Source organism: Veillonella sp. 3627, from assembly GCF_003992195.1.
GTDB lineage: Bacteria > Bacillota > Negativicutes > Veillonellales > Veillonellaceae > F0422.
In genome coordinates this window covers 1-14150 of record NZ_RQVG01000007.1, presented here as the reverse complement: position 1 = coordinate 14150, position 14150 = coordinate 1, and the positions used below count along the sequence as shown (strand labels likewise).

Sequence of the window (14150 nt, the reverse complement as noted above, 5' to 3'; positions counted from 1 at the left end):
ATAGTCATCTAAGGATGACAACATACTGCAAGACGAAAAGACTCTTATGGGGATCATCCCGTAAGAGTCTTTTCTATTCTATATATACTCTTGTACATTTTCCGTGTTGGGTGTATAATAGTTTTTATCTAAAATACAAATCAGTGAGTATTCATATAATGTGAAGGGCTAGAAGGATAGATATACGTATACTTTCACGGCTTTCACAGGTATGAAATAGTAGGAGGACAGTATGGCAAAGATTGATATGAATAATTTAGATTTTAGTTATAAAGAAACGCCATTCCGTTATGTGTCTAATTTCAAGGATGGTCAATGGGATGAAGGCGGTTTGACGGATGAGGCGAATATTGTCCTCAATGAATGTGCTGGTGTATTCCAATATGCGCAAACAATTTTTGAAGGTTTGAAAGCGTATTACACGAAGGATGGTCATATTGTGTGTTTCCGTCCAGATTTAAATGCACAGCGTTTGCATGATTCTGCAAAATATCTTGTGATGCAACCATTTCCAACGGATCGTTTTATCGAGGCTGTGAAAGAAGTAGTAAAAGCGAACCAAGACTTTGTTCCTCCATACAGCACGGGTGGTAGTTTGTATCTTCGTCCATTCTTGATGGGTACGAACAGTGTTATCGGTGTTAAACCGGCAGATGAGTTCCAATTCCGTATTTTTGGTACTCCAGTAGGGGATTATTTCAAAGGCGGTGTGAAGCCATTAAAAATCCAAATTTCCGATTTTGACCGTGCAGCACCACATGGTACAGGTCATATTAAAGCGGGTTTGAACTATGCTATGAGCTTGCATGCTCTAGAAGCAGCCCATGAAGCAGGGTATGCAGAGAATATGTATTTGGATCCACAAACTCGTACAAAAGTAGAAGAAACTGGTGGAGCGAACTTTATTTTCATCACGAAAGATGGCAAATTAGTAACGCCTAAATCCGATAGTATTCTTCCATCGATTACACGTCGTTCCTTGATGTATGTAGCTGAACATTATTTGGGCATGACCGTAGAACATCGTGAAGTGTATAAAGAAGAATTGAAAGACTTTGCTGAATGTGGTCTTTGCGGTACAGCGGCTGTTATTTCTCCTGTTGGCATGGTGCATACAAAAGAAGAAGATATCTTCTTCCCAAGCGGCATGGATGAAATGGGACCAACATTAACAAAATTGCGCGAAACATTACTTGGCATTCAACATGGTGAAATCGAAGCACCAGAAGGCTGGATTGTTCGCATCGTATAATAGAATACTTTTACAATGACGTAAACGCATGGTTACCTTGGGGTAGCTATGCGTTTTTGTATATTCCTATATAGGGAGATATGAAAGTAGTATGAGATGGTCCAAATTTAAGAATACATGTATACATAAGTAATGTGTATTGAAATATACAATAATTTTTGCTAGTATAATATACAGTTCTATATTCTATAGAATAATAACTATTATATATAACTGATATACACTGAAGTTATGTATTAAGATAAGAATCTAATTCTTACAGAAGAAAGATCAAAAAGGTACATACTCATCCGGTTTATAGTTAGACAGCTATACGTATAGTCAAAAAGCATAGGTGAATTAGAACTTTCAGTATATGTATGCCTAGTGTTAAGTACGCTAGTATAGTGATAGAGAGCCTAAAGGAGGAGAGGGTTATGATGGAAATGAGTACCATTGCAAAACAACATGAGGAGCAGCGACATTTGGAAGCAAATGGTTTGTATAGTTCCCAATTTGAAAAAGATGCGTGCGGCATGGGATTTGTGGTGAATATTAAAGGTAAAAAATCCCATGATATTATCGACGACGGCTTGCGTATTCTTGAGCGATTGGAGCACCGTGGTGGTGCTGGCGCCGATAAGGATACTGGCGATGGAGCGGGCATCTTAGTGCAAATTCCACATGATTTTTTCCGCCGTGAGTGCGAAGTGTTAGGTATCCATTTACCACCTGCTGGTGACTACGGGGTGGGTATGGTCTTTGCTCATAAGTATGAAACATTACGGAATGAGCAAAAGCAAATCTTAGAAGAAGTAGTTCGTGAAGAAGGTCAAATTGTATTGGGCTGGCGGGAAGTTCCGGTAGACTCTACAGCAGTTGGTCATGAGGCGGCATTAATTCGTCCTTGGATGATCCAAATTCTTATCGGTAAAGGTCAAGATGTGACAAACCAAGCGGAGTTTGAACGCAAATTATATATGATTCGTAAAATTGCAGAAAAACGCATCGTCCCATTGAGCAAAGAAATGAGTAGCGATTTCTACATTGCCTCTTTGTCTTCTAAAACGATCGTCTACAAAGGTATGTTGACACCAGTGCAATTACGAAACTTTTACCTAGATTTGAACGATTTAGATTTCACCTCTGCCTTGGCGATGGTTCATTCTCGTTTCAGTACGAATACATTTCCAAGTTGGGCACGGGCCCATCCTAACCGTTATTTAGTACATAATGGGGAAATCAACACCATTCGTGGTAATGTGAACTGGATCAATGCTCGTGAAGGAAAAGCAGAGTCGCCATTGTTCCCGGATATTAAAAAAGTGTTCCCTGTTGTTGATGATACAGGATCTGACTCTGCCATGTTCGACAATACTCTTGAGTTCTTGCATATGACAGGCCGTAGCTTACCTCATGCGATTATGATGATGATTCCAGAACCATGGGAACGCAATACCTTGATGAGCCAAGAAAAACACGACTTCTATGAATTTAATAGTTTCATGATGGAACCATGGGATGGTCCAGCGGCAATGGGCTTTACTGATGGGACTGTGATCGGTGGTGTCTTAGACAGAAATGGCTTGCGTCCAGCTCGTTACTATGTGACAGCAGATGACCGTGTGATTATGGCATCCGAAGTGGGCGTTGTAAATGAAGCAGATGATATGATTCGTGCCAAAGGCCGTTTAGAACCAGGTAAAATGCTATTAATCGACACAGAAGAAGGTCGCATCATTTCTGATGAAGAAATCAAACACCGTGTGGCTACAGAACTTCCTTACAATGAGTGGGTGAAAGAACATGTGATCCACTTGTCGGAGATTCAACAAGCTACGGAAGAGAGTATCCCTGAGGTAGGGGACTTGTTCATGCAACAACAAGTATTCGGCTATACCCAAGAAGATTTGGTACGCATGATTATCCCTATGGCAAAAGATGGGAAAGATCCTGTAGGATCTATGGGGGCTGATGCGCCGCTAGCAATCTTGTCGGACAAACCACAAATGTTATACTCCTATTTTAAACAGCTTTTTGCACAGGTGACAAATCCCCCAATCGATGCTATCCGCGAAGAAATGGTGACATCCACACGAGTGATGCTCGGAAATAGCGGTAACTTGACGGACCCTAACAAAGTGGGCACCTATGCAGTATCCATGCGGACACCTATCATGACGAATCAAGAATTGGCAAGTATTAAACAATTGGACTGCCGTCGCATGAAATCCGTGACCTTGTCCATCTTGTTTGACCCAGCCAAAGGTGCTGAGGGTATGAAAGAAGCCTTAGACCGTTTGTGCAAGGATGCAGAGGAAGCAGCTCGCACAGACCAAAATGTGTTGATCTTGTCTGACCGTGGCGTGGACGAACACCATGCGCCGATTCCAGCTTTATTGGCAGTGGCAGCGGTGCACAATCATTTAATTAACACTGTATTACGCACGGAAATGGGCTTAATCTTAGAATCTGGGGAACCTCGTGAAGTGCATCATTTCTGTACACTCTTAGGCTATGGCGTAACGGCCATCAATCCATATGTGGCATTAGCAACAGTACGTGACTTACAAGCCACCAACCGATTGGGAGACCTTACACCAGAGGAAGCAGAAGCAAACTACATCAAGGCCTCTGTGTCGGGCATTATGAAAGTGATGTCGAAAATGGGTATTTCCACTGTACGTAGCTACCATGGGGCACAAATCTTTGAGGCATTGGGATTGAATACGAACTTTATTAGTACCTACTTCCCGAACACACCGACACGCATTGGTGGTATCGGCTTAGGTGGCGTAGCTCATGAAACATTGGAACGATTCCAACGGGCTTTCAAAGAAGATGTGAAAGTCCTTGAACCAGGTGGTTGGTACGGACCTATGAAAGATGGGGAAGAGCATTTATTCAATCCAGATACGATTAAGTTATTACAAACATCCTTAATCGAAGGGGATTACAATAGATACAAAGAATATTCCAAAATGATTCGAAATGATTACCATGTGACCTTACGGAGCTTGATGGAATTGAACTTCCCTGTAGGTGGCGGTATTCCTGTGGAAGAAGTAGAACCAGTGGAAGACATTGTGAAACGCTTTAAAGCTGGCGCTATGAGTTACGGTGCTATCAGTAAAGAGGCCCACGAAACTATTGCCATCGCTATGAACCGTTTAGGATCTACATCGAACTCTGGGGAAGGCGGCGAAGATACAAGTCGCTTTGTTCTCGATGCCAATAGAGATAATCGCAATAGTGAAGTAAAACAAATTGCATCAGGTCGCTTTGGGGTAACAACGAATTACTTGGTACATGCGAAAGAATTACAAATCAAATGTGCCCAAGGAGCGAAACCAGGTGAGGGCGGTCAATTACCGGGTAAAAAGGTATATCCAGAGATTGCCAAAGCTCGTCACTCCACACCAGGTGTAGAACTGGTATCTCCGCCACCACATCACGATATTTACTCCATCGAAGACTTGGCAGAGTTGATTTACGACTTGAAATGCGTCAATCCAAGTGCAGCGATTTCCGTAAAATTGACCTCAGAAGCTGGGGTAGGTACCATTGCCGCAGGGGTAGCCAAAGCGAAAGCAGACAGCATCCTCATCTCCGGCTACGATGGTGGTACTGGCGCAGCAGGTCGTACATCTGTAAAACATGCAGGTGTGCCATGGGAATTGGGCCTTTCAGAAACGCATCAAACCTTGATGTTGAACCGTTTGCGTGACCGTGTACAGCTGGAAGTGGACAGTAAACTGATGACTGGTTATGATGTGGCGATCGCAGCCTTGTTGGGAGCAGAATTATTCGGATTTGGTACCTTGCCATTAGTGGCAGTGGGCTGTCGTATGGCACGGGTTTGCCATATGAATACATGTCCGTATGGTGTGGCCACACAAGATGAGAAATTGCGTGCTAAGTTTACAGGTAAACCAGAATATGTGGAAAACTTAATGAAGTTTATCGCCCAAGAATTGCGTGAAATCATGGCTCGTTTAGGTATCCGCAGTGTTCGTGAGTTAGTAGGTCGTATTGACTTAGTACGCCAACGCTCACAGGACGATAATTTCAAATTGTCTCGTGTGGACTTGAAACGAATCTTGTTCAAACCATATACAGATGCGTCTGTGGGACATTTACACAGCATCGACCAAGACCATGAATTGGAACGCACCTTGGATATGAAAAAATTACTTCGTATGTGCCGTCCTGCCTTGGATGATCAAAAACCAATTCGTGCCAAATTGGCTATCAGCAATGTGAATCGTGTAGTAGGTACCTTAGTTGGTGGCGAGGTGGTTCGTCGTTACGGTGAAACGGGCTTGCCAGAGAATACTATCAAATTGAATTTCGTTGGTTCTGCAGGTCAAAGCTTCGGCGCTTTCATTCCGAATGGTATGACATTGGAACTTGAAGGTGATGCCAACGACTATCTTGGCAAAGGCTTGTCTGGTGGTACTATCATTGCGTACCCACCAAAAGCTGCTACCTATGAGGCGCATGAAAACATCTTAATCGGTAACGTGGCATTCTATGGGGCTACTTCTGGTACTGCCTATATCAACGGTGTGGCTGGGGAACGGTTCTGCGTTCGTAACAGCGGTATTACCGCCGTTGTAGAAGGTGTAGGTGACCACGGTTGCGAATACATGACTGGTGGTGAGGTCCTTGTCCTTGGCCGTGTGGGCCGTAACTTTGGGGCTGGCATGTCCGGTGGTTATGCGTACGTCCTTGATTTAGATGGACGCTACTGTAATACAGGACTTGTGGAACTTCGTAAAACTAGTGAAAGTGATTTAGCACGGATTCATGAGCTAATACGACAACATGTATTGCATACAAACTCTAAACAAGGTCGACATATGTTAGAAAACTGGGTATTGTACAAAGATCGCTTTACGAAAATCGTGCCAACAGCTTACGAAGAAATGGAGCAAAGTATCGCTCACTTCCAAGAGGAAGGCATGGCATTAGAAGAAGCACAATTAGCAGCATTTAAAGCAAAATATATGAGTGGAAAATAGAGGGTAGATCTTAGGTAACCGATATATCTAGGGGGAACTCTATCCATAAACTGAATCGTTGTGTAAAAAAGAGGAAAGTTGAGCAAAATGCATCAACTTTCCTCTCTATTTATACTCTGATAACTAAAAAAGGGTCCGAGAGGACCCTTTTAATTTGAAGTATGATATGTGGAAGATATATTAGCCTTCATGACTTTTTAATTGCATACCTTCTAACAATGTTTTCTCCGATTCTTCCATATGGATACGAGCAATCTGGCGAGCTCGTTCCACATCGCGATCGGAGATAGCTTCCACAAGTTGACGATGTTCATCCCAAGTTTTGGCAAGACGACCTGTTTGGCTCATAGACAATGTACGGAACCGCAATGTTTGTTCCCGTAGATTGTTTATCATTTCAACAAGACGATCATTACGAGAAGCTTTATAAAGGATTTCATGGAATAGAATATCGGCTTGTACGACTTTGTCTAAGTTATTTTCGTTCATGTAATTGCCGATTTCTACAAGATGTTGCTCTAAGGCCTCGATTTCTTCATTCGTAATACGTTCTGCAGCTAGTTCTGCGGCTAATTCTTCTAAGATAGAACGAAGTTCAAACACTTCTGTTACATCTTTCAAACTCATATCTGCCACATAGGTACCACGGCGAGGAATCATAACAATGAGTCCTTCTTGCTCTAAAATGCGGATGGCTTCACGGATAGGGGTGCGGCTCACACCGAGTTCTTCCGCAAGAGGAATCTCCATGAGACGTTCTCCTGGTGGTAAAATACCATCGCGAATGGCTTGACGCAAAGCATCGCTAACAATTTCACGAAGCGGTTTGTAAGCGTCTAAACGGATGGGTTGTAAACGTGGTGCATTCATCGTAGGGCCTCCTCATCATGTGTTTTCGTAATTAGTGAAAGCCAGTTATAACCAGCTTTTTTGATTTCTTCTTGTAATCGAATTGCATCCAGTGCTTTTTCCAATAGAACCACCATAGTAGGACCGCTACCTGTCATGATGGTGGGAAATCCACGGTCTAAGAAAAATTGCTTACATGCTGTAAGTTCTGGATGGACAGGGAATATTAATTCTTCAAAGGTGTTGTCACTACTAATAAAAGCTTGACAAAAGTCTTTGGCATTCATATGTGCAGTAACGGTATCCATCGTGTCTGAAGTGACACGAGAAGTCCCTGCAAATCTTCCGTAGGCTTCTGCCGTGGAAATACTCACTTCTGGTTTTACGATCAGTAGCCATTGAGCACTACTAGTTGGTAAAGTTTCTAATAGTTCTCCTCGACCGGTGCCACGGGCAGTGCCGCCTTTTAGTAAGAATGGTACATCAGATCCGAGTTTAGAAGCCATGGTCAATAGTTCTTCATCGGTTAAGCGCAGGTCCCAAAACTTGTTAAGGCCTAGTAGCATAGCGGCACCGTCACCACTACCACCGCCCATACCAGCACAAGGGGGAACTCGTTTTAACAAATGAATAGCAGCCCCTTGTTTACAGCCCGTATAGTCTTGCACCATACGAAGGGCTTTCATAGCAATATTACTTTCTGTATAGGGAATTAATTGTGCCATATAATAAGGCAGTTCAGGAGCATCGCCAGAGAACACCACAGAATGGTGACGCGCGAAATAGAGGGAATCCCCTAAGAAAATAGATTGAAAAATGGTATCTATATCGTGGTACCCATCATCACGTTTGCCCGTGATAGCAAGACCTACATTGATTTTACTAAAAGCTCGTTGTTCCATAAGATTGTCACCTCAGTGAAGTCATCGAAAATGTTTACATGTACTCTTTATTATATCATAATTAGCTTAAGAAGTGACGATTCTCTGAAAGTATGGTATTCTATTGTGTAGCGGCAATTGGAAAGGAAGTGACTGTATGACTGATGAAGAGTATATGCGTGAAGCCTTGGTAGAGGCACGTAAGGCCTATGATATGGGTGAGATTCCTATTGGTGCAGTATTAGTGCATGAAGGCAAGATTATCAGTCGTCATCACAACAGACGCGAGATTGACCATGATGCGACGGCTCATGCAGAGGTCCTTGTCATCCGTGAGGCGAATGCTATGCTTGAAAGGTGGCGGTTGACCGGTTGTACGCTTTATGTTACCATAGAGCCGTGCCCTATGTGTGCTGGTGCTATTATTAATAGTCGTATAGATCGTGTTGTCTATGGCAGTAGTGATTATAAGGGCGGTGCGGTAGAATCTTTGTTTAATGTACTTTCACATCCGAATTTAAACCATGAACCACAGGTGTTATCGGGTGTATTGCAAGAAGAATGCAGTCAAATTATGAAAGATTTTTTCAAAGAACGCCGTCGTATACGGAGAGGTACTCAAGTGGCTGAAGAGTCCGCACTCGAAATGCGGTAGGTCAGGAAACTGGCGCGGGGGTTCAAATCCCCCTCTCTCCGCCAAAGTAAGGGCTGTGTCAGTAGATGCAGCCCTTTTTTACAAAATGACGTAGTTATAGGAGGTATGATATGGAAGTATATTACTCCCCTTTACAAGAGGTTAATCAAGAATTAATCCATAAACGATTAGATTTTTTGTTGTGTAAAATCAGCTTTGATGAAATTGGTTGCGCTGGCAAAAAAGTGGCTCTACTTCGCAATGATTTGCACAGCGATTATGAGGCGTATGAAACGGTAGTGGCATACATGAAAGCACGCATCGAATCCGAAGGTGGCACTGTAGTCTATGTAGATGAGCCTAGCCATCATTCCCGTGAGGTCATCATTCCTGATGGTGAATCTGTGAAAGTAGCTTATATCGATGAACGCATTGCTACCAGTGATGTGGTGATTTCTGTAAACCACATTAAAGCGAATGAGTACAGCGGATTCTCTGGGGCTGTGAACAATACAGGGTGGTACTCTGCGAGCCTAGAAGGTCGTCGTGAATTGGTAGCCTTAACAGGTACAGAGCATCATAAAGCGGTGTCTGAATATGCAGCAGCTGCTACTAGAAATCGTCAACGATTCCATGTAGGGGTAGCGATGGATGTTGTGGCGGATTATGTGAACCAAGATAAGCTGAAAGAGGCTGGTGCTACTAACGAAATCGTAGGTAACTTAGGCATTGTTGTATCCTATGACATGGTGGCTATGGACGAAGCGTTGGGAGATATTATTACCCAAGCCACACCAGTGGAAAATGGCGTGTTGAGTACAGTGGAAAAACGCACGTGGGATTATTTCAAAGATATTTCCCCTAACAGCGAATGGCAAGCCATCTTACTTCGTGCGGACCGCATGGGACTTGGTACACGTTCCTACGCCTTAGTGAAAGACGAAGAGTTAATCTTCTATGGTGAAAAAATTTAATAGATAATAAAAATCTCTAGTGTAAGCGAGTGCGTAAGGCATAGCGTATACTAGAGATTTTTGTATCTAGGAGAGGATTAGGAGTTAGAAATATACATAATTTATGTTGTATATGTATAAAAAATAGATGCTATTAGCATCCATATTTTAGGAAGATTTTAATAGAGAAGGGGTAGTTTTTATGGTATAATGTCTACTAAATAGGGAAAATGTGGCAAGAGGGATATAGAATGGAAAATGTTACTGTTGCTGAAATTATCAAAGAACTAGATATTTCTAAAGCGTACTTATATAAATTGATTGAAAAAGAAAACATTGTCGTACCTAAAAGTGATACAGGGCGATATCTTTGGAATGAAGAGATTATTAAAGTTTTGAAAACAAAGCTTAATATGGAAGATGAGAAGCCTAGCGATCATATTGAACAGTTAATAGCAGAATTAGGTCTAAAAAAATTATTTATCAATAATAGAAGATATTTAGGAAATAAGTACTCTCTTTCTGATTTTATAAGAAAGACTATTGAAGAAAATTGTAAAGGGATTAATATTGTCATAGACATTTTTAGCGGAACAGGCGCAGTTTCTAATGCTTTTAAAGATAAAATGCTTATCACCAATGATTTGTTGTATAGCAATTATATTTCAAATTATGCTTGGTTTGGTGCAGAAGCGTATTCTAGTAAAAAAATAGTAGAGATTATCTATGAGTACAATCAAATCGAAACAAAAGAAAATAACTATATGAGAGAGAACTTTGGAGATACATTTTTTTCTGCAGATGATTGTAGCAAGATAGGATATATTAGAGAAGATATAGAGTTAAAATATAAATCTAAAGAAATCAACTTCAAGGAATATGCAATTTTGATTACAGCATTATTATATGCTATGGATAAAATTGCAAATACGGTAGGACATTATGATGCATATAGGAAAAAATTAGAGTTTGATAAATCATTGGTTTTACATGTGCTACTACCAGAGATGTGTATAAACCCGAATAACAGTTGCTATAATCTTGACGCTAATATATTGGTAAAGTCGATTAAGGGGGATTTATTATATTTAGATCCGCCGTATAATTCAAGACAATATTGTGATGCCTATCACTTGCTTGAAAATGTAGCACGATGGGAAAAACCAGAAGTACATGGTGTTGCTAGAAAAATGGATAGATCCTCTATAAAAAGTGATTATTGTATGATTAATGCAACAAAAGCATTTGAAGATTTGATTGATAAGGCAAATGTAAAATACATTTTACTTTCATATAATAATATGTCAGATAAGGGAAATGACCGATCAAATGCTAAAATTTCAGACGAAGATATCATTAGAATTTTGCGCCAAAAAGGAAAAGTGACAATATTTGAAGCAGACTATAAAGCATTTTCAACGGGCAAATCAGATATCAAAGATAATAAAGAGCGGTTATTTTTGTGTGAAGTATACGATGCAACAAAGAAAGTTAATATAGCAAGCCCATTTAATTATATTGGAGGAAAGTTTAAGCTATTAGATCAAATTCAGCCATTATTTGATGAAAAAGAGGTATTCTTAGATATTTTTGCTGGTGGTGGCAATGTAGGAATTAATTCTTTATCTTCAAAAGTTATTTTTAATGACCTGAATGATCGTGTGATTGGGTTAATGAAATTTATAAAAACTTCTGAAACGAATGAGTTGCTAACTTTTATAGATAAGATGATTGAAGAATATGGTCTATCTAATACAGCATTATATGGATATGCGTATTATAATTGTAATAGTAGCAAGGGGTTGGCTGAGTATAATAAAGAAAAATTTACAAAGTTGAGAGATGATTTTAATGCTAAATATAGTGATGGTACAATCGATTATGTGATGCTTTATGTATTAATGGTGTATTCCTTTAACAATCAGATTCGGTTTAACAGAAAAGGTATGTTTAATCTTCCTGTAGGGAAACGAGATTTTAATTCAAAGATGAGAAGTAAATTGGTCTTGTTTTCTGAGGAGTTAAAGAATAAAGATGTTCAATTCATGGAAAAAGATTTTAGAGATATCTTGTTAGATGATTTTGGGGCAGGAACGTTTATATATTGTGATCCACCATATTTAATAACTAGTGCGACCTATAATGAAAATGGAATGTGGACAGAACATGATGAAAAAGATTTACTAAATTTTTTGGACGAGGCCAATAAAAAAGGATTTACATTTGCGTTATCGAATGTATTAGAAAGTAAGGGTAAAAAAAATCATCTTCTATATGACTGGGTTGAAGCCAATGGATATACTTGTCATTACTTAGATAAAAGTTACTCCAATAGTAATTATCATAGAAAAGATAAGGATAGTATCTCTAAGGAAGTGCTGATTACAAATTATTTGGTGGACTAAAGAGGTGAGTCAATGTCTAATACAGTTATCTCATATCAGAGTTTTTGCTGGGTTGTGGGGACCACAAGTTTTAGAACTGCAAAATTAAATTTAAAAATAGAGGAACAATTACTGTTGCTTGATGAGTTTTATCGTGAAATTATCAAGAAATCACAATGGGAATGGCGCCCTACAATTCAAGAACAATATTATAACTTTATGAAAGATAAGGGATTTGTTACAGGGGAAGCAAGTCGAAAAGATAAAGATGCTAGAGAAAAAACTTCTGGGCTAGTAGAAATTGGCCTTGTTACAGCAGACAGAATACTTACGGAAGCAGGTAGAACTCTGCTAGATGTAACAACTACAGGAGTATTTGAAGTCAATAATGATTTCAATATTAGTGGCGATAGCTTTATGTATTTAAAGCAACTGTTAAAAACAAGCGTGGATGTAAGTGGGTGTATTATTAGACCTTTTATTGCTGTGCTCAAATGTTTAACTGAACTAGAGTTTTTAACGTATGATGAGTTTACATATTTTATTCCATTAATCAAGGATAGTGAAAGTGCTGAGCAAATTATTAAAGATATAAAATCTTATAGATTAGGGAAAATTAAAACCGAGGAAATTATCTTTAAGAGATTGATGCAGATGGATAATTATAAGTTGGCTTTGAATGTGTTCATGGATTCTGAGGTTGATGAAGATGTAATTTGTACAATAGGGATTAATCGTAAAAGTCGGAGCTATGATAAACCTTATTACGAATTATATGAAAATGTAAAAGGAATATTTCTTGAAGGGAAAAATGATTACGAAGGATTATTGCAAGCTGCGAAAAATATAAATCAAAGACCGGGCACATTGTGGAGAAACTTGTTATTCCGAACTACTAATATTTCGTCCATAAGAAGAAAAGGGAAAGAATCGATATCAGAAAATTGTCCATTCTTATCATGCAGAAATGAACTGGAGTTGAAAAAGGTATTTTTTGAATATCTACATGTATTTAAGGCGATATCAACGTTGGCGGATTACTTTGATTTAAATAGAAGGTATTTTAATCTCGCGGATGTATTGATTTTTGAAGATCGCACAATCAAATTAGATATGATTCCTAAATATTATTTTAAAGAAATCATAGATGAGTTATATCGTGTTGCGTTTATAAAAGATGGGAATCTACAAGTTGATGTAGAGCTAGAGGCTATATCATCTGCATTTACTATAGATATGAGTAAAATATATAGAACTTTAAGTCAAGATCTAGGAATTAGAATTGATAGTGCAGATCAAGCATCAACATATATTAATGATGAGCGTTATAGAAGATTCAATATAATGATTGATAAGAGATTCACTGATGATACACTCATTGAATTGTTGCAATGTTTCGAAACACGGAATGATAGCAGAATTGAAGAGTTAGTTACCGATGAAGCAACTATTCCAACCATTTTTGAATATATATTGGGGATCATATGGTATAAAGTTAGTGAGCGACAAGGTAATATTTTGGAGTTTATGAATTTGTCCTTGGAAGCCAATCTTCTACCTAAAACTCATGCAGCTGGTGGGTATGCTGATATTATCTATAAGTATGAAGCGTGTAGTGACTATCCTGAACATTCCTTGTTATTAGAAGCAACTCTTGCAGATGGAAGTAATCAGAGAAGAATGGAGATGGAACCTGTTTCGAGGCATTTAGGGGATTATAGGATTCGCTATAATAATCAGTTTGATTATAGTCTGTTTGTTAGTACTTATTTAGATAAAAATGTTGTATATGATTTTAGATATAGAAAGCTAATTCCATACACTAAAAATGAAGTAACTATTGATGGTATGAAAATTATTTCTATGGATACACAGGCTCTAAAGAAAATTATAGAGCGTAATATTTCTTATAGACATTTGTACCAAGTATTTGATGTATATCACAATAAAGAGTTAGGAGATATTGATTGGCATGATGGTTTAATACGAGAAGCAACTAAAGGATATAAGGTATAATTTTAATGTTAGATAATTGATATTTTAGAATTAGAGTGGTAGAATGAAAAAAATTGATTTACATTTACATACCCAAAAATGTAAAAATGGTGATGGAGTAGGAAGGGAAATAGAACCAATTTGCTTTATAGAGGAGATGCATAAAAATAATATTGGAATATGTGCTATAACAAATCAT

The 14150-nt window shown here is 39.0% G+C and carries 8 protein-coding genes and 1 tRNA gene; 7 read left to right on the top strand and 2 right to left on the bottom strand.

The annotated features are described in order from the left end of the window. The first annotated feature begins 232 nt into the window (after nt 1-232). Together EO114_RS04665 and gltB are read left to right on the top strand one after the other, a co-directional pair. A complete protein-coding gene (locus tag EO114_RS04665) occupies nt 233-1252 on the top strand; it encodes a branched-chain amino acid aminotransferase (protein WP_009352867.1) in 1020 nt (339 codons plus the stop codon). A 416-nt stretch (nt 1253-1668) separates the two neighbouring features. Then, the gene (gltB, locus tag EO114_RS04660; protein ID WP_009352978.1) at nt 1669-6255 is read left to right on the top strand and encodes a glutamate synthase large subunit; all 4587 of its coding nucleotides are present in this window, start codon (nt 1669-1671) and stop codon (nt 6253-6255) included. A 180-nt stretch (nt 6256-6435) separates the two neighbouring features. Here gltB and EO114_RS04655 read toward each other — a convergent pair whose 3' ends face one another. Beyond that, nucleotides 6436-7125, bottom strand: coding sequence for a GntR family transcriptional regulator (locus EO114_RS04655; protein WP_009352903.1), 690 nt, complete (start codon nt 7123-7125; stop codon nt 6436-6438). Then, on the bottom strand, nt 7122-8006 hold the full coding sequence (gene ispE, locus EO114_RS04650) for a 4-(cytidine 5'-diphospho)-2-C-methyl-D-erythritol kinase (RefSeq protein WP_009352886.1): 885 nt from the start codon (nt 8004-8006) through the stop codon (nt 7122-7124). The genes EO114_RS04655 and ispE overlap by 4 nt, the downstream gene beginning before the upstream one ends. Nucleotides 8007-8142: 136 nt before the next feature. Between ispE and tadA the strand changes: the two genes are divergently transcribed. The 5 genes from tadA (at nt 8143) to EO114_RS04625 (ending at nt 13972) form a co-directional block, all read left to right on the top strand. Beyond that, nucleotides 8143-8640 carry a tRNA adenosine(34) deaminase TadA gene (tadA, locus tag EO114_RS04645; RefSeq protein WP_071814776.1) on the top strand — a complete coding sequence of 166 codons (498 nt, stop codon included), beginning with the start codon at nt 8143-8145 and terminating at the stop codon, nt 8638-8640. After that, nucleotides 8594-8684: transfer RNA gene (locus EO114_RS04640), tRNA-Ser, on the top strand. Before tadA ends, EO114_RS04640 begins: the two co-directional genes overlap by 47 nt. 66 nt (nt 8685-8750) lie before the next feature. Next, nucleotides 8751-9593, top strand: a complete 843-nt coding sequence (locus EO114_RS04635) for a DUF362 domain-containing protein (RefSeq protein ID WP_127061803.1) — start codon at nt 8751-8753, stop codon at nt 9591-9593. A 230-nt stretch (nt 9594-9823) separates the two neighbouring features. Beyond that, the gene (locus tag EO114_RS04630; RefSeq protein ID WP_127061801.1) at nt 9824-11977 is read left to right on the top strand and encodes a Dam family site-specific DNA-(adenine-N6)-methyltransferase; all 2154 of its coding nucleotides are present in this window, start codon (nt 9824-9826) and stop codon (nt 11975-11977) included. Between the two features lie 12 nt (nt 11978-11989). Then, nucleotides 11990-13972: an AlwI family type II restriction endonuclease gene (locus EO114_RS04625; RefSeq protein WP_127061800.1), complete on the top strand. Its 1983-nt coding sequence runs from the start codon at nt 11990-11992 to the stop codon at nt 13970-13972. The last annotated feature ends 178 nt before the right edge of the window (nt 13973-14150 follow it).

What these genes read in the sequence shown, in the direction of transcription:
- EO114_RS04665 (WP_009352867.1), top strand. Translation starts at nt 233, where the DNA reads ATGGCAAAGATTGATATGAATAATTTAGATTTTAGTTATAAAGAAACG.
- gltB (WP_009352978.1), top strand. Translation starts at nt 1,669, where the DNA reads ATGATGGAAATGAGTACCATTGCAAAACAACATGAGGAGCAGCGACAT.
- EO114_RS04655 (WP_009352903.1), bottom strand. Translation starts at nt 7,125, where the DNA reads ATGAATGCACCACGTTTACAACCCATCCGTTTAGACGCTTACAAACCG.
- ispE (WP_009352886.1), bottom strand. Translation starts at nt 8,006, where the DNA reads ATGGAACAACGAGCTTTTAGTAAAATCAATGTAGGTCTTGCTATCACG.
- tadA (WP_071814776.1), top strand. Translation starts at nt 8,143, where the DNA reads ATGACTGATGAAGAGTATATGCGTGAAGCCTTGGTAGAGGCACGTAAG.
- EO114_RS04635 (WP_127061803.1), top strand. Translation starts at nt 8,751, where the DNA reads ATGGAAGTATATTACTCCCCTTTACAAGAGGTTAATCAAGAATTAATC.
- EO114_RS04630 (WP_127061801.1), top strand. Translation starts at nt 9,824, where the DNA reads ATGGAAAATGTTACTGTTGCTGAAATTATCAAAGAACTAGATATTTCT.
- EO114_RS04625 (WP_127061800.1), top strand. Translation starts at nt 11,990, where the DNA reads ATGTCTAATACAGTTATCTCATATCAGAGTTTTTGCTGGGTTGTGGGG.